The sequence below is a fragment of the Hymenobacter glacieicola genome (assembly GCF_014640315.1).
GTDB classification, from domain to species: domain Bacteria; phylum Bacteroidota; class Bacteroidia; order Cytophagales; family Hymenobacteraceae; genus Hymenobacter; species Hymenobacter glacieicola.
In genome coordinates, this window is record NZ_BMGS01000007.1 from 46,034 (window position 1) to 66,973 (window position 20,940).

General features: G+C 62.7%; 13 protein-coding genes. 6 read left to right on the forward strand and 7 right to left on the reverse strand.

Going from position 1 to position 20,940, the window contains the following annotated elements:
* Positions 1–315: 315 nt before the first annotated feature.
* The 5 genes from IEW18_RS13640 (at position 316) to IEW18_RS13660 (ending at position 9,253) form a co-directional block, all read left to right on the forward strand.
* Entirely contained in the window at positions 316–1,842 is a 1,527-nt protein-coding gene (locus IEW18_RS13640) for a xylulokinase (protein WP_188558418.1), read from the forward strand.
* On the forward strand, positions 1,820–3,151 hold the full coding sequence (gene xylA / locus IEW18_RS13645) for a xylose isomerase (RefSeq protein ID WP_188558419.1): 1,332 nt from the start codon (positions 1,820–1,822) through the stop codon (positions 3,149–3,151). The genes IEW18_RS13640 and xylA overlap by 23 nt, the downstream gene beginning before the upstream one ends.
* A 316-nt stretch (positions 3,152–3,467) precedes the next feature.
* Entirely contained in the window at positions 3,468–5,156 is a 1,689-nt protein-coding gene (locus IEW18_RS13650) for a sodium/sugar symporter (protein WP_188558420.1), read from the forward strand.
* A 277-nt stretch (positions 5,157–5,433) separates the two neighbouring features.
* Complete coding sequence (locus tag IEW18_RS13655) at positions 5,434–6,528, forward strand: endo-1,4-beta-xylanase (protein ID WP_188558421.1); 1,095 nt, start codon at positions 5,434–5,436, stop codon at positions 6,526–6,528.
* 82 nt (positions 6,529–6,610) lie between these two features.
* Positions 6,611–9,253, forward strand: a complete 2,643-nt coding sequence (locus IEW18_RS13660; protein WP_188558422.1) for a glycosyl hydrolase 115 family protein — start codon at positions 6,611–6,613, stop codon at positions 9,251–9,253.
* A 306-nt stretch (positions 9,254–9,559) separates the two neighbouring features.
* Here IEW18_RS13660 and IEW18_RS13665 read toward each other — a convergent pair whose 3' ends face one another.
* From IEW18_RS13665 to pxpB, 5 genes are all read right to left on the reverse strand, one after another.
* On the reverse strand, positions 9,560–10,996 hold the full coding sequence (locus IEW18_RS13665) for an amidohydrolase family protein (RefSeq protein WP_188558423.1): 1,437 nt from the start codon (positions 10,994–10,996) through the stop codon (positions 9,560–9,562).
* A gap of 344 nt (positions 10,997–11,340) precedes the next feature.
* Complete coding sequence (locus IEW18_RS13670) at positions 11,341–12,531, reverse strand: NRAMP family divalent metal transporter (protein WP_188558424.1); 1,191 nt, start codon at positions 12,529–12,531, stop codon at positions 11,341–11,343.
* Positions 12,528–13,307, reverse strand: a complete 780-nt coding sequence (locus tag IEW18_RS13675) for a LamB/YcsF family protein (RefSeq protein WP_188558425.1) — start codon at positions 13,305–13,307, stop codon at positions 12,528–12,530. Before IEW18_RS13675 ends, IEW18_RS13670 begins: the two co-directional genes overlap by 4 nt.
* Complete coding sequence (locus IEW18_RS13680; protein WP_188558426.1) at positions 13,304–14,311, reverse strand: 5-oxoprolinase subunit C family protein; 1,008 nt, start codon at positions 14,309–14,311, stop codon at positions 13,304–13,306. Before IEW18_RS13680 ends, IEW18_RS13675 begins: the two co-directional genes overlap by 4 nt.
* The gene (pxpB, locus tag IEW18_RS13685) at positions 14,301–15,032 is read right to left on the reverse strand and encodes a 5-oxoprolinase subunit PxpB (RefSeq protein ID WP_188558427.1); all 732 of its coding nucleotides are present in this window, start codon (positions 15,030–15,032) and stop codon (positions 14,301–14,303) included. The genes IEW18_RS13680 and pxpB overlap by 11 nt, the downstream gene beginning before the upstream one ends.
* A gap of 305 nt (positions 15,033–15,337) precedes the next feature.
* Here pxpB and IEW18_RS13690 point away from each other — a divergent pair, with 305 nt between their 5' ends.
* Positions 15,338–17,965 carry a M1 family metallopeptidase gene (locus IEW18_RS13690; RefSeq protein WP_188558428.1) on the forward strand — a complete coding sequence of 876 codons (2,628 nt, stop codon included), beginning with the start codon at positions 15,338–15,340 and terminating at the stop codon, positions 17,963–17,965.
* Between the two features lie 87 nt (positions 17,966–18,052).
* Here the strand turns inward: IEW18_RS13690 and IEW18_RS13695 are convergent, their stop codons facing one another.
* Both IEW18_RS13695 and IEW18_RS13700 read right to left on the reverse strand, forming a co-directional pair.
* Entirely contained in the window at positions 18,053–20,353 is a 2,301-nt protein-coding gene (locus IEW18_RS13695; protein ID WP_188558429.1) for a DUF5682 family protein, read from the reverse strand.
* Positions 20,343–20,921 (reverse strand): hypothetical protein, encoded by a 579-nt coding sequence (locus IEW18_RS13700; protein ID WP_188558430.1) that lies wholly within the window; start codon positions 20,919–20,921, stop codon positions 20,343–20,345. Before IEW18_RS13700 ends, IEW18_RS13695 begins: the two co-directional genes overlap by 11 nt.
* Positions 20,922–20,940 lie beyond the last annotated feature (19 nt).

A 20,940-nucleotide genomic window follows, 5' to 3' on the forward strand; every position in this document is an offset into this window, starting at 1 on the left:
TTGACTATTTAGATAATAAGTAAGAAAATAAAATTAAGCGCTGCGGGCTATCGAAACCGTGTTCGAAAACGGTTTCGATAGGTTTATTTGGAAAACAATGAATGGGAGCCGATTTGACGGTAGTGGGTGTGTAGCCACTCACTGTATATTCGGAGAATAGTAGCTTAAAATGGATGCCCGCTTATTGTTGGGCTTGGACGGTTTCGGCACCCTAGCCAGTAAGCCTAAATAGAACTATTCCTCTTCGAACTGCCCGTCGTTCAACCTAACGTACGCCCTGACTTTCTTCCCCGAACTTTCCTTACCCTTCCCACCATGAACTACCTCCTCGGGTACGATATTGGCAGCTCCTCCATTAAAGTGGCGCTGCTGGATGCGGATACTGGCCGCTGCCTGGCCAGCGTCACTTCCCCTAAAAAGGAAATGGAAATTTCGGCGCCCCTGGCCAGCTGGGCCGAGCAGCGCCCCGAGCGGTGGTGGCAGGAAGTCGTCAATGCCACCCACGAGCTGAAGCAGAACTACGGCTTCGACGCGTCGCTGGTAGCCGGCATCGGCATTACTTACCAGATGCACGGGCTGGTCCTGGTGGATAAAAACGGCCACGTGCTGCGCCCCGCCATTATCTGGTGCGACAGCCGGGCCGTGGACTACGGCAACCAGGCCTTCGAGGCGCTGGGGGAGGAGTACTGCCTGCAGAACCTGCTGAACTCGCCCGGCAACTTCACGGCTTCCAAGCTCAAGTGGGTCAAGGAAAACGAGCCCGCCATCTTCGAGCAGGTCCACAAAATTCAGCTACCCGGCGACTTTATTGCCTTCCGCATGACTGGCCGCCTGTGCACCACGGTGTCGGGCTTGTCGGAGGGCGTGTTCTGGAACTTCCGCGAGCAGGCCGTGGCCCAGGAGCTGCTGGACTACTACGGCATCCCGCGCGAGCTGCTGCCCGAGATAGTCGACACCTTCGCCGAGCAGGGGCGCCTGACGCCCGAAGCGGCCCAGGAGCTGGGCTTGCACGCCGGCACGCCCCTGGCCTACCGCGCCGGCGACCAGCCCAACAACGCCTTCTCCCTCAACGTGCTGCAGCCCGGCGAAATAGCCGCCACGGCCGGCACCTCGGGGGTCGTCTACGGCATCAGCGACCAGCCGGTGGTGGATGCCCGCTCCCGCGTGAATGCCTTTGCGCACGTGAACAGCACCCCGGCCCAGCCCCGCAACGGCATGCTGCTGTGCGTCAACGGCACTGGCATTCTCAACAGCTGGCTGCGCAAGGTCGTCGGCGAAATCCCTTACGACCAAATGAACCAGCTGGCGGCCCAGGCCCCGGTAGGCGCGGAGGGGCTGCAGTTCCTGCCCTTCGGCAACGGGGCCGAGCGGGTGCTGGAAAACCGCCCTACCACCGCCGAGCTGCGCGGCCTCAGCTTCAACATTCACGGCCGGAGCCACGTGCTGCGCGCCGCCCAGGAGGGCATCGTTTTCGCCCTGAACTACGGCATGGACATCATGCGCGAGTCGGGGGTGCAGGTGCGCAAGGTGCGCGCCGGCAACGCCAACATGTTCCTGAGTCCGGTGTTCCGCGAGGCTTTTGTGAACAGTGGCAACGTAGAGCTGGAGCTCTACAACACCGATGCCGCCCAGGGCGCGGCCCGCGGCGCCGGGGTAGGGGTTGGCCTTTACGCCAGCCCCGCCGAAGCCTTCACTGGCCTGGAGCGCATCCTAACACTGGAGCCTACCCCGGCGCTGCAGGAGCAGTACCACTCGGCCTATGCCCACTGGCACCAGGCCCTCACCCAACAGATTCTTTCACCCACTAGCTCTACCCACCATGTCGCTCAGCACGCTTTCTAAAACGGAATTCTTCACGGGTATCAGCCCCATCAAGTACGAAGGGCGCGAATCGGACAACCCGCTGGCCTTTAAGTGGTACGACGAGAACCGCGTGGTAGCCGGCAAAACCATGAAGGAGCACCTGCGCTTTGCCGTGTCTTACTGGCACACCTTCACCGGCACCGGCGGCGACCCGTTCGGCCCCGGCACCAAGCAGTTTGCCTGGGACGCCCACCACGAGGCCATCGGCCGCGCCCAAGATAAGATGGACGCCGCCTTTGAGTTTTTCACCAAGCTCGGCACGCCCTACTACTGCTTTCACGACATTGACCTGGTGGACGAGGGCGCCTCGCTGAGCGAGTACGAGCGCAACCTCCAGGCCATTGTGGAGTACGCCAAGCAACACCAGCAGGAAAGCGGCGTGAAGCTGCTCTGGGGCACGGCAAACGTGTTTTCCAACCCGCGCTACATGAACGGGGCCAGCACCAACCCCGACTTTCAGGTAGTAGCCCACGCCGGCACCCAGGTCCTGAATGCTTTGGACGCTACCATTGCCCTGAACGGCGAAAACTACGTGTTCTGGGGTGGCCGTGAGGGCTACATGACCCTGCTCAACACGAACATGAAGCGCGAGCTGGAGCACATGGGCCGCTTCCTGACTATGGCCCGCGACTACGCCCGCAAGCAGGGCTTCACGGGCAAGTTCTTTATTGAGCCCAAGCCCGCCGAGCCCACCAAGCACCAGTACGACTTCGATGCTGCTACCGTAATCGGCTTCCTGAAGGAGTACGGTCTGGAGAAGGACTTCATGCTGAACCTGGAAGTAAACCACGCCACGCTGGCCGGCCACACCTTCCAGCACGAGCTGCAGGTAGCCGCCGACGCGGGTATGCTGGGCTCCATGGACGCCAACCGCGGCGACTACCAGAACGGCTGGGACACCGACCAGTTCCCCAACAACCTCAACGAGCTGACGGAGTCGATGCTCATCATTCTGGAGCACGGCGGCATTACCCCGGGCGGCATCAACTTCGACGCCAAAACCCGCCGCAACTCCACCGACCTGGAGGACATCTTCATTGCCCACATCAGCGGCATGGACACCTTTGCCCGGGCCCTGGTAGTGGCCAACGACATCCTGGAAAAGTCGCCCTACCGTAAGTTCCGCCAGGAGCGCTACGCCTCCTTTGATGCCGGCCACGGCGCCGCCTTCGAGAAGGGCCAGCTTACGCTCGAAGACCTGCGCCGCATTGCCCACGAAAGCGGCGAGCCAGTGCTGCGCAGCGGCAAGCAGGAGTGGCTGGAGGCCATCATCAACCAGTACATCTAAGAGGGGTGGGGTAGGTTATTGGTGGCCGGGTGTCAGTTGATGGTTAACGGGAGGTGGTTAGCAAGAGTGGCGTCGATTTAGCCGCTACCAGTTCCCGCCGCTTCTACCGAAGAACTGACAACCAGCTACTTGCTACCTGCTAACAACTCAAACAAACCCGGCTGGTCTACTGTAGGGTGTGGGAACCCAAGGGAAGGGGCCGGCCGGGAATGTTTGCGAGCCTGTTGCCAAACGCCGCCTTAGGTGGTAGCTTGGAGGCGGTATTTCACTTGTTTCTCGCTTAACCGCTCCTCGGAGGGGTTTGCTTATCTCCCACATGCAACATCAACTTGCGACCCTCGACTACGTTGTCTTTTTCATTTACTTTCTAATTGTTTCCGGCTACGGCATCTGGATCTACCGGCGCAAAACCGGCCACGACGGCACCGCCGAGGGTGATTCCAAGGACTACTTCCTGGCGGAAGGCTCCCTGACCTGGTGGGCCATCGGCTCCTCGCTTATTGCCTCCAACATTTCGGCCGAGCAGTTCGTGGGCATGTCGGGTTCGGGCTTTAAGATGGGCCTGGCCATTGCTACCTACGAGTGGATGGCGGCCCTGACGCTCATCATCGTGGCCGTGTTCTTTATTCCGGTGTACCTGAAGAACAAAATCTTCACGATGCCGCAATTCCTGCACCAGCGCTACAACGGCACGGTGGCCATGATTATGGCCGTATTCTGGCTGGCCCTGTACGTGGTGGTGAACCTGACCTCAATTCTCTACCTCGGGGCCATTGCCATCAGCAGCATCGCCGGCCTCAACCTGGAGTTCTGCCTGTACGCGCTGGCTTTCTTTGCCGTGCTCATTACCCTGGGGGGCATGAAGGTAATCGGCTTCACCGACGTAATTCAGGTGTTCTTCCTGATTCTGGGCGGGTTAGCTACCACTTACCTGGCCCTGAACATGGTGGCTGACCACTACGGGCAGTCGGGCGTGCTGGCCGGCTTCAATCTGATGACCGAGCAGGCTGGGGACCATTTCCAGATGATCTTCAAGCGCGACAACCCGAACTATATCGACCTGCCCGGCCTCACGGTGCTACTGGGCGGCATGTGGATTGTAAACCTGAACTACTGGGGCTGCAACCAGTACATCACCCAGCGCGCCCTGGGCGCCGACCTGCCCACGGCCCGCGGTGGCCTGCTGTTTGCTGCTTTCCTGAAGCTGCTCATGCCCGTTATCGTGGTGCTGCCCGGCATTGCCGCCTACGTGCTCTACAAGCAAGATGTATTCGGAGCCGCCGAGTTTGGCCAGGGGGCTGACCTGAACCCCGACCGGGCTTACCCCGTGCTGCTGAACATTCTGCCGGTGGGGTTGAAGGGCCTGTCCTTTGCCGCCCTTACGGCGGCCGTAGTGGCCTCGCTGGCCGGTAAAGCCAACTCCATTGCCACCATCTTTACCCTCGACATCTACCAGAAAGTGCTCAACCCCCAGGCTTCGGAAAAGAAGCTGGTGAACGTAGGCAAGATTGCCGTTATCGTGGCCATGATTCTGGGCGTGCTGATTGCTCCCCATCTGGGCATCGACAAGAAGGGTGGTTTCCAGTACATTCAGGAGTACACGGGCTTTGTGTCGCCGGGCATTTTTGCCATGTTCATTCTGGGCTTCTTCTGGAAGAAAACGACCTCTACGGCGGCCCTGTTTGCTACCATTGGCGGCTTCCTGCTGTCGGTGCTGTTCAAGTTCCTGCCCACCTTCGCCGACCTGTCTTTCCTGGCGCCCCTGGGCTTTGCCGTACCCAACGCAGCCGGCGTCTACGAAATCCCCTTCCTCGACCGAATGGGCTTCGTATTCCTGATCTGCGTGGTGATGATGGTGATTATCAGTCTGGTGCAAACCAGCCGCGGCGTGGTTACCAACGGTCTGGAAGTAGACCGGAGCATGTTTAAAACCGACCGCAACTTCGCCATCGGGTCCATGGTCATCATGGTGCTGCTCACGGTGCTCTACACCATTTACTGGTAAGCCGCGGGTAAAGCGGCAAGCCTGCCGGTAAAACCGGTAGGCAACAACGGCCGCGCAGCAGGGAGGCGCAACTTGGGGCGCTTCTCTGCTGCGCGCCTGTTTTCCGGAGTCAGCAGCCAGGCCCGCGCCTACTGCCCGGAACGAGGTTTTTATTGCGTATGTCCCGCGCCCGGCGGGGTAGGCCGCCCCATTTTCCTTGCCGCGCTGGCACCAGGACGGCCGCCGTGCGGCCTGCTGCCGCCACATTTTTCACCGGTTCCCGCTTTTTTCTGAGAATATGAAAACGTCTGTCTTCTCCATCCGAAAATTTACCCTGGCGGCTTTGCTGGTCAGCAGCGCCGGGCTGGTTAGCAGCCAGCGCCCCGCCGCCGACAAAGGCCTGAAAGATTATTACAAAAACTACTTTCCCGTGGGCGTGGCGGTGGGCCGGCAGTCCATCCAGGGGGCCGAGGGCGAGCTGATCAAGCAGCATTTCAACAGCATCACGCCCGAAAATGCCATGAAGATGGGCCCCATTCATCCGGAGGAAAACCGCTACTTCTGGACCGATGCCGATGCCCTGATGGACTTCGCCCAGAAAAACAAGCTGCGCGTGCGCGGCCACAACCTGCTTTGGCACGAGCAGACGCCCAAGTGGCTGTTCAAGGATGCCCAGGGCAAGCAAGTCAGCAAAGAAGTGCTGCTCCAGCGCCTGCATGACCACATCTTCACGGTAGTAAAGCGCTACAAGGGCAAGATTTACGCCTGGGACGTGGTGAATGAAGCCATTGCCGACAACCCCCAGGAATTTCTGCGCAACTCCGAGTGGTACCTGATCTGCGGAGAGGATTTCATTGCCAAGGCCTTTGAGTACGCTCACGAAGCCGACCCCAAGGCCCAACTGTTTTACAACGACTATAACACCGAGCGGCCCGAGAAGCGGGAGCGAATCTTGAAGCTGCTCAAAAAGCTCAAGGACGCCAACGTGCCCATCGACGGCGTGGGGCTGCAGGGGCACTGGTCCTTGCAGGAGCCTACCGAGGCCGAGCTGCGCCAGGCCCTTGACCAGTACGCCTCCCTGGGCCTGAAGGTGCAGATTACCGAGCTGGACGTGTCCATTTACCCCTGGGAAAAGGAGCGCCGCGCCAAGCGCCCCGGCGAGTCGGACGCCTACACGCCCGAGCTGGAGCAGAAGCAGGCCGCGCAGTACAAGATGTTCTTCAAGGTCTTCCGCGACTACAAGAACGTGCTGACCGGCGTTACTTTCTGGAACGTGTCGGACAAGTACAGCTGGCTGGATACCTACCCCGTGGCGGGCCGCAAGAACTACCCTCTGCTCTTCGACCAGAACCAGAAGCCCAAGAAAGCCTACTGGGAAGTCGTCAAGTTCTAGCCGCTAGCTTGCCTCCTTACTCGAGAGACAAGCTAGACGTAGCCACGCTTTGCCCGATCAGTCAACCCCTTTCCTACCCATCATGTCCGTTCTTTCTTTCCGCTACCCGTTTGCTGCCCGCCGGTTTGGGGGGGCGCTGGTGGCGTTGCTGTTGCTGCTGGCTAGCCCAGCGGCCTGGGCCCAGCCCACCGTGCCCGGGGCGGAGGCCTACGTCTCCGGTAAAAAAAGTAAGGGCAGCTTCCCGCTGGTAGCTAGCCGCCGCGCGGCGGCCCTGTACGCCAGCTCCGCCGACTGGCCCGGTGTGCTCCGGGCCGCCCGGGATTTGCAGGCCGATATTAACCGCGTGACCACGCTGACGCCCTCGCTAACGACCGATAAGGCGCCGGCCGGCAAGCAGGTAGTGCTGATCGGCACCCTCGGCAAAAGCCCCCTGATTGACGGGCTGGTGCAGGCGGGCAAGCTGAACGTGGCGGGCGTGGCCGGCAAGTGGGAAACCTTTGTGGTGGAAGTGGTGGAGAAGCCCCTGCCGGGCGTAGAGCAGGCCCTGGTCATTGCCGGCAGCGACAAGCGCGGCACCATCTTCGGCATCTACGACCTCTCCCAGCAGATTGGGGTTTCGCCCTGGTACTGGTGGGCCGACGTGCCTACCAAGCCTCAGTCGGCGCTGTACGTAGCGGCGGGCAAGCATACGCAGGGCACGCCCCAGGTGAAGTACCGGGGCATCTTTATCAACGACGAAGCACCGGCCCTGCAGAATTGGTCGAGAGAGAAGTTCGGCGGCGTCAACTCGAAAATGTATGCCCACATGTTTGAGTTGATTCTGCGGCTCAAGGGCAACTACCTCTGGCCGGCCATGTGGGGCAACATGTTTAACGTGGACGACCCCCAAAGTCCGGTGCTGGCCGATGAGTACGGCATTGTAATGGGCACTTCCCACCACGAGCCGCTCACGCGAGCCCACGAGGAGTGGAAGCACGCCGGCAAAGGCCCCTGGAACTACCAGACCAACGCGGCGGTGCTCCAGGAATTCTGGCGCGGGGGCATGCAGCGCATGGGTACCCGCGAAAACATCGTCAGCATTGGCATGCGCGGCGACGGCGACGAGCCCATGAGTCAGGAAAGCAACATTGCCCTGCTGGAGCGCATCGTGGCCGACCAGCGCCGCATTATTGCCGAAACCACCGGCAAGCCCGCCGAGCAAACGCCCCAGCTCTGGGCCCTTTACAAGGAAGTGCAGGACTACTACGACAAGGGCATGCGCGTGCCCGACGACGTGACCCTGCTGCTCTGCGACGACAACTGGGGCAACCTGCGCAAGCTGCCCAAGCCCGGCTCAACGCCCCGCGCTGGCGGCTACGGCATCTACTACCACTTCGACTACGTGGGCGGTCCGCGCAATTACAAGTGGCTGAATACGAATCCGCTACCGCGCATCTGGGAGCAAATGCACTTGGCCCACGAATACGGCGCCAACCAAATCTGGATTGTAAACGTGGGCGACTTGAAGCCCATGGAGCTGCCCATCAGCTTCTTCCTGGACTATGCCTGGAACCCCGCCCGCCTGCCCGCCGGCCAAGTAGGCGCCTACACCCGGCAGTGGGCAACCCAGCAGTTCGGGCAGAAACACGCGGCTGGTATTGCCAATATCCTGGCCCAGTACGCCAAGTATAATGCCCGCCGGAAGCCGGAGCTGCTGAGCCCTACTACCTATAGCCTCACGAATTACCACGAGTTCCAGACGGTAGTAGCTGACTATCAGGCCCTGCTAGCCCAGGCTGAGCAAATCGGCCGGCAACTGCCCGCCCAGCACCAGGACGCCTACTTCCAGCTGGTGCTGCACCCGGTGGCGGCCTGCGCCAACCTCAACGAGCTGTACTACACCGTAGCTTTGAACCACGACGCGGCCCAGAAAGGCCAGGCCAACACCAACGAGCTAGCCGAAAAAGCCAAGGCCCTGTACGCCAAGGATGCAGAAATTACGAAGCGTTACCACGCCCTGGCCGGGGGCAAGTGGAATCATATGATGGACCAGACCCACATCGGCTACACCTACTGGCAGCAGCCCAACGAGCAAAAAATGCCCGAAGTGAAAACACTGGCTGCCACCACCGCGTCGGCCGCCGCACCCGCGCCTACCCCCGCCGCCCCGCCCAAGCCTGCCGCCGTATCCGGGGTGGGTTTCGTGGAAGCGGATGGCTACGTGAGCATGGAAGCTGAGCACTACAGCAGGGCCATAAACGCCGGCCCAGTCAGCTGGCAGACGATTCCGGACCTGGGCCGCACGCTCTCGGGCGTCACTACGTTCCCGCCCACCGCGCCGGCCCAGAACCCGACCGCCGGCGGCCCCTGCCTGGAATACCGGGTGCAGCTCACCAGCCGCGGCCCCGTAACCGTGCACGCCTATCTGGCCCCCACCCTGGACTTCAACAACCAGGGCGGCCTGCGCTACGCCGTGTCGTTTGATAACGAAGCTCCCCAGATTGTCAACTTGCACACCGGCCTGGTAGCCGACAACGGCAACCGGCCCTGGGAGAAGGCCGTGGCGGAAAACATCATCATCAAAACGTCCACCCACACCGTGGCCGCGCCCGGCGAGCATGTGCTGCGGTTCTGGCGCGTAGACCCCGGCGTGGTACTGGAAAAACTCGTCCTTGACCTCGGCGGCCTGAAACCCAGCTACCTCGGCCCCCCGGAAAGCCCGCGTGGTCCGGTTGCAACCCCTTAGCCCCGTGCCGTAACAGGCCGGTTCTGCGTAGTAGATAGGCCGTTTCTTAAGCAGTCATAAATCGAAAAGCTGTCCTTCCGAACGAAGCGAGGAATCTGAATTAGCCGTTGGATGGTGAACCCAGATTTCTCGCTTCGCTCGGAAGGACAACTTTTTGTAAAGCACATGCCAGGCACGCCGCCCAACCCACCAGCCGAGAGGAATGAGAGGGCTAGCCCGCACCGCCGCCCAGCTGTGTTTGCAGCGAAGTAGGGTCGTGGCGCAAATCATACAGCCGGCCAGGGCGCCTCCCCAGCAGAGCCCCCGCTACCGGTGTTTCACAGCCTGCAGCATCTGGCGCAGCTCCGCGGCGGTGTACACGCGGCCGCGCGTGACTACCGCGTTGATCTGGCGCAGATTGCGGATGTCGACCAGCGGATTCTGATTCAGCAGTACCAGGTCGGCGTCTTTGCCCGCGCGGATGGTGCCGGCGTGTTGGTCGGCTTTGAGGAAGCGGGCCCCGTTGATGGTGGCGGCTTGCAGGGCCTGGGCGGGCGTAAGGCCCGCCTGCACCAGCAGCTCCAGTTCACCGAGCAGGGAGGTGCCGGGGTACACGTACGAGTTGGAGGCCCCGCTGTCGGAGCCGGCCAGCAGCGTCACGCCGGCCTGCTGCAGGGCTGGCACCAGGGTCATAAACTTGGCGCCGAGCTGCTTATTGAAGGCGCGGGTAGCGGCCGATTGAGCCTGGGCCCCGGCCAGGCGGCGGGCGTAGGTAGCCTGAATCTTGGGGTCGATGTAGGCCAGCAGGGTGTCGCGGGAGTGGTCGGTTTCGGGCAGCTCGGCCAGCAGCTTCTGAATGTAGAGGGTGGGCACAACGGCCGTTTTGTGTTGCGCCAGCGTCCGGTAGAGGCGGGCCGCCGTGGCCGCATCGTAGGTGCGGTAAACAGCGGGTAGCACCGCAAACAGGCCCAGCGGTTTGGGCGTGCTGAGGCTGCGCTGCACGGCCGCCGTAATGCTGTCTTCCTTGCTGGAGCAGGCCTTGAACACGTAGTACAGATGCTCGGAGGCATCCAGGCCACGCTCCGAGGCTTCGCGCAGGGTGGCAGTGTAGGGCATGTGGCCCGTGGTGGTCATGCCGCGCTTTTCGGCGGCGGCAATGGTGTTGAGAAAGGCTTCCCGCGAGATGGTGCTTTCGTAAATCTTCACGTAGTCGACCTTCAGGCGCTGCAAGGAATCCAGAGCCTGGTCAATCTGAGCCTGATTTTCGACTTCCAGGGAGCCGGCCCAAAAGGCTTTCGGCCCGTCAATTTTCGGCCCCGAGGTGTAGATGGTGGGCCCGGCCAGCCGCCCGGCCCGGATTTGTTCCCGCCACGCGAAGATGCTCGGCGTCAGGTCGCCGCCCGCGTCGCGCACGGTGGTGATGCCGTGGGCCAGGTACAGGGGGAGCAGGTTGCGGTTGGCCGCAGCCAGCGAGTCGCCGCCCCGAAAGTGCACGTGCATGTCCCAGAGGCCCGGAATCAGGTATTTTCCGGTGCCATCCATCACGCGCTTGGCGGCGGGGGCTTGGCGGCTGGTATTGGCTACCTGCCGGATCTGCCCCTCCGAAACAGCCACCGTTTGATCCGGGCGCACCCGGCCGGTTTCCACGTCCACCACGTTGGCGTGGGTAATGACCAGGTCGTAGGCTGGCTGGGTTTGGCGGCCCGCGCAGCCGGCGGCGAGTAGGGGCAGGGTTACGCCAAGCAGGCGGGGTAGCAGTTTCATCACGCTAGTATACTAGAAGGTTCGAGAGCTAGGTTGGGGGTGGTTGAGCGGAGCGTTGAACGTTAGTTTAGCGTATAGTTTCCTAGCGGTAGTTCGCCTCACCCCTAGCCCCTCTCCGGAAAAGGAGAGGGGAACTAGTTTTAGTATCGTTCTTCTAGGCTGTGTGGACAGTATAATCTTTTGGTTTATGAAAGGCCGTCATGCAGAGCCGGAGGCATCTCGCTTGGCTGAGGTTGAGGTAGTTACCACATGTCAGCCAAGCAAGGTGCCTCCGACTCTGCATGACGACCTTGTGGAATTTATAAGCCCTGACTATCCACTCGGCCTAGCTAATTGTTCTTCATTTATTTCCATAAACCGGCTAGCTGGTCCAGCAGCACCTTGCCGCTCATTAGCGTCATGATGCCCACTACCAGCACCCCAAACACGGTTAGCCAGAGCGGGTGGCGGTAGCGGCCGATGACGCTAGGGCGGTAGGCGGCCACGAGCAGGGTGCCGAGGGTGATGGGCAGGATGAAGCCGTTCAGGGCGCCGGCCCACAGCAGCACGCTCACGGGCTTACCAATGGTGACAAACAGCAGGGTCGACAAGACGATAAAGCCGATAATCCAGCGGTTTTCGTGGGCAGCAATGCCGGGCTGCATCGTCTTTAAAAAGGAAATGGACGTGTACGCCGAGCCGATAATGGACGTAATAGCCGCCGCAAACATCACCACCCCAAACAGCTTGTAGCCCACCGTGCCCGCCGCCAGCTGAAACACCGAGGCCGTGGGGTTGCCCGCTTCAATGGCCAGGCCCTGGCTGACTACCCCCAGCGTGGCCAGAAACAGCAGCACCCGGATCAGGGAAGCTACCGACACGCCCATGATGGCACTGCGCGACACTTCCGGCAGGGCCGCCGGGCCTTTGATGCCCGCATCGAGCAGGCGGTGGCCGCCGGAAAAGGTGATGTAGCCGCCCACCGTGCCGCCCACCAGCGTGATAATGGCGGTATAGTCGATTTTGGCGGGCAGTACTGTGCGCAGGGCGGCTTCGGCCACCGGCGGATGGGTAGTAACAGCTACGTAGATAATAGCTAGAATCATAACCAGGCCCATGAGCTGGGCAAACCGGTCCATGACCGGGCCGGCCTCGCGCACCAGGAAAACGGCCAGGGCCAGGGCCGCCGCCAGCGCCGCGCACCACGTTACGGGCAGGCCCGTGAGTACCTCCAGGCCCAGGCCGGCCCCGCCCACGTTGCCGATGTTGAAGGCCAGTCCGCCGAGCAGAATCAGGATGGAAATAAAGCTGCCCAGCCCCGGCAGCACCCGGTTGGCAATGTCCGGGGCCCGCATTTCCGACACGGCAATAACCCGCCAGATGTTCAGCTGCACCCCAATATCCATCAGAATGGAGGTCAGAATCACGAAGCCGAAACTGGCCCCCAGGGATTGGGTGAAAACGGTGGTTTGGGTCAGAAACCCCGGGCCCACGGCCGAGGTAGCCATCAGGAAGGCGGCGCCCAGCAGCACGCCCCAGTTGCGTTGCGGCCTCATGCGGTAGCGGGCTGGTAAGGCCGTACCTCGATGCCCTCCTGCGCCAGCGTGGCCCGAATCAGGCGGGCAAATTCCAGGGCGTGGGCGCCGTCGCCGTGCAGGCAGATGGTGTCGGCCTGAATGGTCACGTCGGTGCCGGATTGGGCGCGCACCCGGCCTTCCTTCACCATGCGCACTACCTGGGCAATGGCGGCGGCCGGGTCCGTTAGCAGGGCGTCGGGCTGGCGGCGGGGCGTGAGCGTGCCGTTGGGCTGGTAGGTGCGGTCGGCAAACACTTCGTGGGCGGTGGCCAGGCCCAGCTTCCGGCCGGCCTCAATCAGGGCGCTGCCGGCCAGACCGTAGAGGCAGGCTTCGGGCTGCACCCGGTACACGGCTTCGGCCAGGGCTTCGGCCAGGATGGGGTTCACGGCAGCCATGTTGTAGAGGGCGCCGTGGGGCTTGACGTGGTGCAGCACCCCGCCCTCGGCCCGCACGAAAGCGGCCAGGGCACCCAGCTGATACACCGTCATATCGTAGGCTTCCTCGGCGGAAACGGCCATTTCGCGGCGGCCAAAGCCCACCAGATCGGGCAGGCCGGGGTGGGCCCCGATGGCTACCTGCTGGTGCAGGGCCCGGCGCACGGTGCGCCGCATCACGGCCGGGTCGCCGGCGTGGTAGCCGCAGGCAATGTTGGCGGACGTGACGAAGGGGAGGATGGCTTCGTCGGGGCCCAGGGAGTAGGCGCCGAAGCTTTCCCCCATATCACAATTCAGATCAACGGTGTAGGGGTGGTTCATCGATAGGAAAGCAGGGCCAGGCCCCGGTGGAGTTGCTGAAGAGTTTTTTCCTGGTGCAGATACCAGTAGTGGGCCTGGGAAAGGCTGATTTCCTGAAAGCGCAGGCGGCCTCCCGGCGGTACCTGGGCCAGCCGGGAGAAGTCGGCCGAAATTACCTGCGCCAGGCGGGGGTAGCCCCCGGTGGTCTGATGGTCGGCCAGCAGCACAATGGGGCCGCCCGCCGCCGGTACCTGCACCGTGCCGAAGGTAACGGCCGAGGAGAGAATTTCCTGCTCGGCGCGGCGCGGCAGCTGCGGCCCGGCCAGCCGGTAGCCCATCCGGTCGGAGTGGGGCGTTACGGTAAACTCTGCCTGCCAGAACTGCTGCTGACTTTCCTCGGTGAACAGCCCGTACTCGGGCCCGAGCACGGCCCGGACGGTAGGGGTGGCGGAAAGCGTCGGGGTGAGCTGCGGATCGGGAAACCAGGGTGCCGCCGCCCACTCCTGGCCGGGCCGCCGGGCGAGCAGCTGCCGGCGCAGGTGCTCGCCGGCCGGGGTAGGGCCGGGAGCCGGCAGCACGTCGCCGGCCCGCAAAGCCCGGCCCTGCAAGCCCCCAATGCCCGCCCGCAAATACGTAGCCCGACTGCCCAGCACCGCCGGCACCGCCAGCCCGCCCGACACGGCCAGGTAGGCCCGGCACCCGGTGCGGGCCGGACCAAACGCCAGCTCACTGCTGCGCGGCACGGCCACGAGCCGGTTCAGGGGCAGGGGTTCCCCATCCAAGGTAGCGGATAAGTTGGCACCGGTTAGGGCAATCAGGTGGTCGGCTTCAAACCGGATTTTAGGCCCGAGCAGCGTGATTTCCAGCCCTGCCGCCCGCTCCGGATTGCCCACCAGCAGGTTGGCCACGCGCAGGGCCAGCGCGTCCATCGGTCCGCTAACAATGACGCCGGCCTGCCGGTAGCCGAAACGGCCGCCATCCTGGATGGTGGTGAGCAGGCCCGGGCGCAGGATGCTACAGCTCATGTTCCAGCAGTTGCTCGTACTCCGCCGCGGAAATGGGCACGAACCGCAGCCGCTGGCCTGCCCGCAGCAAGCTGGGCGCGGCGGCCTCGGGCGTGAACAGGCGCCGCGGGGTGCGCCCAATCAGCTGCCAGCCGCCGGGGGTAGGCAGGGAGTAGATACCCGTCTGGCGGCCGGCAATACCCACCGAGCCGGCCGGCACCAGGGTACGCGGCTGGGTTTTGCGCGGGGCGGTGAGCTTTTCATTCATCCCGCCCAAGTACGGAAAGCCGGGGGCAAAACCAATCATGTACACCAGGTATTCCGGCTCACTGTGCAGCCGGATAACCTCCGCGGGCGTCAGGCCGGTGTGGCGGGCCAGCCAGTCCAGATCGGGCCCCAGCGCCCCGCCGTAGCACACCGGAACTTCGACCACCGGCCCGGGGGCACCCGGCGGGGCTTCGGGCACTTCCCGCAGTAGCTGGCGCAGCACTTTGGCCACGCGCTTGTACGGGTTTTGGTGGCCGGCCTGACTAACCAGCCAGGGGTCATAATACACGGTGAGGGTAGTAAAGGCTGGCACGTATTCAAGGAAACCCGGAAAGGGGTGCTGGTCGAGGTAGCGGCCCACGGCCTGGATGTGGGCGTGGGTGGCTTCGTTGATGACCTCGCCGAACTGCAGCACAATGGCCGCGTCGCCCAGGGGGTAGAGCTGGGTAGGCGGCGGGTGGTCGGGAGGGTTCATCGGCTGGAGGTAGGAGCGAGGCTGGTGGATACAAAGAACGTTATGCGGTCCGAAGCCATAGCCGCTCACCACGGTGGCGCTGCCCTTGGCCGAGGTAGAGACGCAACATCTTGCGTCTTGTTGTTGCTGAGGTTGTTTACCAAGAACCGTTGCAGGCCAGTTGTTCAACGACGAGACGCAAGATATTGCGTCTCTACCTCGGCCAAGGGTAGCGGTAGGTCTGCTTTGACCAGCGTAATCTAATAGAACGTGCAACAGAATCTGGTTTATCTTGGGGGTTTCGACCTGATGGCATTCCTTTCTGCATGAAGCTTCCATATAGTAACGGGGCGCGCCGCTGCGTGTTCCTGCTGGGCCTGGGCCTGGTGTCTTGCGCCAAAAACCTGGCGGTGACCAACTCCCCTTCTGCTGCTACAACTGCCGCTGCTACCCCCGCGCCGGTGGCCGTGGTGCCGGGCGTCAGTCAGGAGCTGGCCCAGGACCGGGCCCGGCGCATTTCCCGCCTGGGCTACGACCTGCACCTGACCATTCCGGCCGGCAAAGCCGCGCCCATTGCCGCCACCGAAACCGTCCGCTTCCACCTCACCGATGCCCGCCAGCCCGTGCAGCTCGATTTCAAGGAGCAGACGGCCAACCTGAAACGTGTCGTGGTGAATGGCCAGCCCGTGGCCATCGACCACCACGACGAGCACCTCGTGCTACCCGCCGCCCGCCTGCAAACCGGCCTGAATGAGGTAAGCCTGGAGTTCGTGGCCGGCAACCAGAGCCTCAACCGCAACGAGGACTTCCTGTACACGCTGCTGGTGCCCGACCGCGCCCGCACGGTGTTTCCGGTTTTCGATCAACCCAACCTCAAGGCTTCCTTCACGCTAACCCTCACACTGCCCACCACCTGGCAGGCCCTGGCCAACGGCCCCCTGCAGGATTCCACGGTAGCGGCCGGCACTAAAACCTTGCGGTTTGCGCCTTCGGATACCATCAGCACCTACCTGTTCTCGTTTGCGGCCGGCAAGTTCACGCGGGTTTCGCGGCGCGTAGAGGGTAGGGAAATGCAGTTTCTGCACCGGGAAACCGATAAGGACAAGCTGCGCCTGAGCCTGGACCCCATCTTCCGGATTCACGCCGACGCGCTGACGTTTCTGCAGGACTACACCGGCATTCCGTACCCGTTCCGCAAGTTCGACTTCGTGGCCCTGCCCGATTTTCAGTACGGCGGCATGGAGCACGTCGGGGCCATTGACTACAAAGCCAGCACGCTGTTCCTGGACGAAGGCGCCACCCAGGACCAGAAAATCAGCCGTTCCAACCTCATTGCCCACGAAACGGCCCACATGTGGTTTGGCGACCTAGTGACCATGCAGTGGTTTAACGATGTGTGGATGAAGGAGGTGTTTGCCAACTTCATGGCCGATAAAATCACGCAGGTGGCCGTTTCGGGTTCCAACTACGACCTCAAGTTCGTCATCGACCACTACCCCGCCGCCTACGGCATAGACCGCACTAGCGGGGCCAACCCCATCCGGCAGGAGCTGGATAATCTGAAAGATGCCGGCTCGCTCTACGGCAACATCATCTACCACAAAGCGCCCATTATGATGCGCCAGCTGGAGCGCCTGATGGGGGAGGAACCCTTCCGGCAGGGCCTGCAGGAGTACCTGCAGAAGTACAGCTTCGGCAACGCTACCTGGCCCGACCTTATCCAGATTCTCGATGAGCGTACCCCCGCCGACCTACAGGTCTGGAACCAGGTGTGGGTCAACCAGCCCGGCCGCCCCCTCTTCGACTACGCCCTGAGCATCAGCAACGGCCGCATTACCAGCCTGGAGCTTTCCCAGCAGGCCGAGGATAAGTCGGAGCGGCTGTGGCCCCAGCTGTTCGAGGTGCTGCTCGTGTACCCCGGCGGCCGCACCAAAGAGCTGACGGTGAACATGAACCAGCGCCAAGTCAGCGTGCCTCAGGCCGCCGGCGAGGCCGCCCCCGCCTTTATTTTGTTCAACTCCACCGGCCTGGGCTACGGCGTGTTTCCGCTGGATAAGCAGCTGGCCGCGGGCCTGGCCACCCTGCCAAACCCCGTGGCGCGGGCCGCCGCCTACGTGAACCTCTATGAGAACATGCTCAACGGCCGCAGCATCGGGCCGCGGCAGCTGCTGGAGGTGTACCGGCAGGCCCTGCCCAAGGAAAAAGAAGAACTGAACGTGAAGCTATTGACCGGCCAGCTGACGGATATCTACTGGAAGCTGCTGCGGCCGGCGGAGCGCGTGGCCCTGGCCCCCGCCCTGGAAAAGGAGCTCTGGCAAGCCCTGCAGCAGAATCCGGCCGCCAATTCCAAGAAGCTGCTGTTCAAAGCGTACCAGTCGGTGGCCCTGACTAAAGAAGCCCAAACGCGCCTCTACCAGCTCTGGGACCAGCAGCAGGCTCCGGCGGGCGTGAAGCTGACGGAGGACGACTACACGGTCCTGGCCCTGGCGCTGGCCGTGCGCGACTACCCCGCCGCCGCGCCCATTCTGCCCCGGCAGCTCACCCGCATCCAGAACCCCGACCGCAAAAAACGCATGGAGTTCCTGCTGCCTGCCCTCGCGCCCGACGTGCCGACGCGCGACGCCTTCTTTGCCTCCCTGGCCGACGAAAAGAACCGCGAAAAGGAAGCCTGGGTAACGTCGGCGCTGGCCTACCTGCACCACCCGCTGCGGGCCGCCACCTCCGAAAAGTACCTGCCCCAAAGCCTGGCCCTGCTCGAAGAAATCCAGCAAACCGGCGACATTTTCTTTCCCTATTCCTGGCTGCAGGCTACCCTGGGCTCCTACCAAACCCCCACCGCCGCCCGCACCGTCCGCGACTTCCTGGCCGCCCACCCGAATTATAACCCCAAGCTTCGCGCCAAGCTGTTGCAAGCCGCCGATGATGTGTTTCGGGCCGAGAAGCTAGTGCTGTAAAAGGCTATCAAAGCAAACCCTCCCAGACCGTCATGCTGAGCGCAGCCGAAGCATGACGGTCTGGGAGGGTTGTTCCTACCGAGTGCCCTACACCCCCAGCAACTCCCGCAATACTGGTAGCACCCGCAGGCCGCGCTCCAGGTCAACCTCCGCTTCCGGGGCCGCGGTGGCGGCGGGGCCGCCTTTGGCCAGGGCTAGTACTTGCTGGCGCTCGGGCTGGCTGAAATCGGCGAAGGAGCGGCGCAGCAGGGGCACGGTTTCCTGGAAAACGGCTTCTTCCAGGCCGGAAAGCCAGGCATCGAGCAAGTCGAAGAGCATTCGGTTGTGGATGAGCAGCAGGCCGCTCCCCCGCAGGAAGCCTTCAATCCAGGCGGTGGCGTAGTCGGTAGGTTGGGCGGGGGCCAGGGCCAGCCCAAGCAGGGTGGCCGTGTCATCGGCGGCGAGCTGCTGGGCGTCGAAGAGTAGGCGGGTGGCCGCGCCGGCGAGTAGGCCGCTGCTGGCCGGCTGCCGGGCAATGAGGTGCAGGGCCGCGTCCCAATCGGTTTGCTGGGTGGGGCCCTGGGGTAGCAGCCGGATGGCCTGGTGGGCCGCCTCCAGGCGCTCCAGCAGCTGGCTAGCCGCGTCCCGGTCGAGGCCGGTGCAGGCCAGGGGCAGGGAAATGCACAGGCGCGGCACCAGGTGGTGGACAACCTGCGCTACCTGGGCCGTTTCGGTGCGGCGGACGTTGCCGTAGCGCAGCACGTTTATCAGCGGGGGCAGGGCCGTGAGCAGGTGGGCCACGTCGCGGGTGCCGGCGCTCAGGGTTTCCAGTCGGGATACCAGCGCGGGCAGGGCCGGGGCGAGGTCGGCCCGGAGAGCTTCCTCCAGTAGCGCGCTGATCTGGCCCAGATCGGCGGCCTGCTGGGCGCGGTGACCCGCGGCCCCGCTGGCGGCCGCCAGCACGGTGTTGCCCCAGCGCCCGGCTTCCAGCACGCCGAGCACCATTTCGGGGCGCCATTGCAGCTCCCATACTTCGTGAAAGGTGCCACTTTTGCCTTGCACGCGTTGCGGTTTACCCCAGCGGATGCCCAGCAGCTGCAGGCGGTGCAGCAGGTGGCTGCGGCCCAGGTCGAGGTCCTTGCGCAGGTCCAGGGCCAAGGTTTTCGCGGCGGCCTCGGGCTTAAGGCGCCAGGTTTTTTGCTGGAGCGCCAGATCCTGCTGCAGGGGCGAGGCCGGCAGCTCCGCGGGCACTTCGCCCAGCTTCTCGCCAATGACCAGCTGCTGGTGCACCAGCTCCAGGGCCTCGGCGTAACCACCCCCGAAGATGCTGACGGCGGCTTCTTCCAGCTCCTCAATGCCCGGCAGCGACAAGCCGCGCACGGCCGCCAGGGCCTCGGCCAGCCGCACGCCCTCAATGGCGTGAGCCGACGAGGCATCGATTTGCTGGGCCCGCAGCAGGTGAGCCGCCCGCACCATCCAGTGCGTGACGACCCGCTCGTGGGGCTCCTGAAACAGCAGCTCGTACCAGGCCGGCGAGAGTACGCCCGCCCCGTAGCCCGACTGCCGGGCCAGGCGCTCGTAGGTCCAGGGCACCCAGGTGGCTTCGGTGGGCACTTTCTTCAGACCTTTGAGGCGGGCTTTGTCGTCTTTGGCGTAGCCGGTCAACTGCTCCGCACGCAGTACCGGCGCGTGCCAGGCCCCGCACACCACGGCCACGCGCTGGTAGCCCTGCTTGAGGGTGGCGCGCAGGGTTTCGCGCATGTAGGCCTCGCGCAGCAGGGTTTCCCCCGATTCGGGCTGGGCCAGCTCCTCCCGCAGGGCCGTCATCATCTGCAGCACTACCCCAAACGTATCGGCGTGGCCAGCCGAGTGCTCCATGCGGGCTTCCCACCACCGCTCCCCGTCGGTGTAGCCGTCGAGGCGGGCCAGGTGGGCAATGGGGTCGGTTTCTAGGGAAGAATTCGTACTTAGTAAGGAGGAGTTGTCGGCCGCTATTTCGGCGGCGTCGTTTTCCGGGTTGGGTTGATTGCTTGACGCTGGAAACGATGGCTCCAGCAGCTCTTCCCGATTACGTGTTACGTCCTCATTGGCAAAGCGCAAGGTCATTGGCAGATCAAAGCAGCGCAGGTGGGCGCCGTGCTGCTGGCACCAGAGGGTGGCTTGCCACTCGGGCGAGAAGTAGGCAAAGGGCAGGAAGGTAGCCTGAGCGTGCTGTTTGGGGTTATAGATCAGCAGGGCCACCGGGGGCTTCAATTCCGGGTTGGCCGCCAGTGCCAGGGCCTTTTCCCCATCGGCCGGACATTCCAGCAGCACCATATCAGGCCGAAACTCGTCCAGGGCCTTGAGCAGGCTGGCGGTGCTGCCGGGCCCGTGGTGGCGGATGCCGTAGAGGTGCAGGTCAGTGGGCATTTGAAGAAACCGTTACACCTCGCTCCTGCAGAAGCTGTTTGGCCGCTTCCAAGGCATCGGGCACTACGGCCCGCTTCTGCACTATTTCCAGCAGGCTTTCGTCCGATTTCCTGGCAAAGGCAGATTTGAATTTAGCTACACTTTCGAGCCGGTTTTCAGCTTGCCTCTGTGGGCTGGGCGACGGAAGCACGTAGGCTCGCAGCAAGCGGTGGGCACTCCGTTTATTGAGGAAATAGTAAATGGCTATTAACAACAGTGAAAGAGGTTGAATGCCAATCGGGCCTATCCCAACGCTTGTCTTATCGGGAGTGAAATTGGCGAAGTTGAACAGCCCCAAGGTTAAGGTCAAAATGAGGACAGGCTTGAATAAACTTCTTTTTAAAAAGTAAACCAGCAAACTCACGACGACTCCTGCGAAACCTATGTCATGAGGAACACTGAATGCTCTGTCGTAATACGAGCCTTGGTAATACACCTTATCGAAGAGAATGAGCAGAACGGTGTAAATACATACTCCGGATAATGCCAGCAGTGGAATAAGATTTTTATGAGTTTGATAAAGCTTCATGGATTACAAGGAAAAATTG

Coding starts and splice junctions, on each gene's coding strand:
- IEW18_RS13640 (WP_188558418.1), top strand. CDS start 316: ATGAACTACCTCCTCGGGTACGATATTGGCAGCTCCTCCATTAAAGTG.
- xylA (WP_188558419.1), top strand. CDS start 1,820: ATGTCGCTCAGCACGCTTTCTAAAACGGAATTCTTCACGGGTATCAGC.
- IEW18_RS13650 (WP_188558420.1), top strand. CDS start 3,468: ATGCAACATCAACTTGCGACCCTCGACTACGTTGTCTTTTTCATTTAC.
- IEW18_RS13655 (WP_188558421.1), top strand. CDS start 5,434: ATGAAAACGTCTGTCTTCTCCATCCGAAAATTTACCCTGGCGGCTTTG.
- IEW18_RS13660 (WP_188558422.1), top strand. CDS start 6,611: ATGTCCGTTCTTTCTTTCCGCTACCCGTTTGCTGCCCGCCGGTTTGGG.
- IEW18_RS13665 (WP_188558423.1), bottom strand. CDS start 10,996: ATGAAACTGCTACCCCGCCTGCTTGGCGTAACCCTGCCCCTACTCGCC.
- IEW18_RS13670 (WP_188558424.1), bottom strand. CDS start 12,531: ATGAGGCCGCAACGCAACTGGGGCGTGCTGCTGGGCGCCGCCTTCCTG.
- IEW18_RS13675 (WP_188558425.1), bottom strand. CDS start 13,307: ATGAACCACCCCTACACCGTTGATCTGAATTGTGATATGGGGGAAAGC.
- IEW18_RS13680 (WP_188558426.1), bottom strand. CDS start 14,311: ATGAGCTGTAGCATCCTGCGCCCGGGCCTGCTCACCACCATCCAGGAT.
- pxpB (WP_188558427.1), bottom strand. CDS start 15,032: ATGAACCCTCCCGACCACCCGCCGCCTACCCAGCTCTACCCCCTGGGC.
- IEW18_RS13690 (WP_188558428.1), top strand. CDS start 15,338: ATGAAGCTTCCATATAGTAACGGGGCGCGCCGCTGCGTGTTCCTGCTG.
- IEW18_RS13695 (WP_188558429.1), bottom strand. CDS start 20,353: ATGCCCACTGACCTGCACCTCTACGGCATCCGCCACCACGGGCCCGGC.
- IEW18_RS13700 (WP_188558430.1), bottom strand. CDS start 20,921: ATGAAGCTTTATCAAACTCATAAAAATCTTATTCCACTGCTGGCATTA.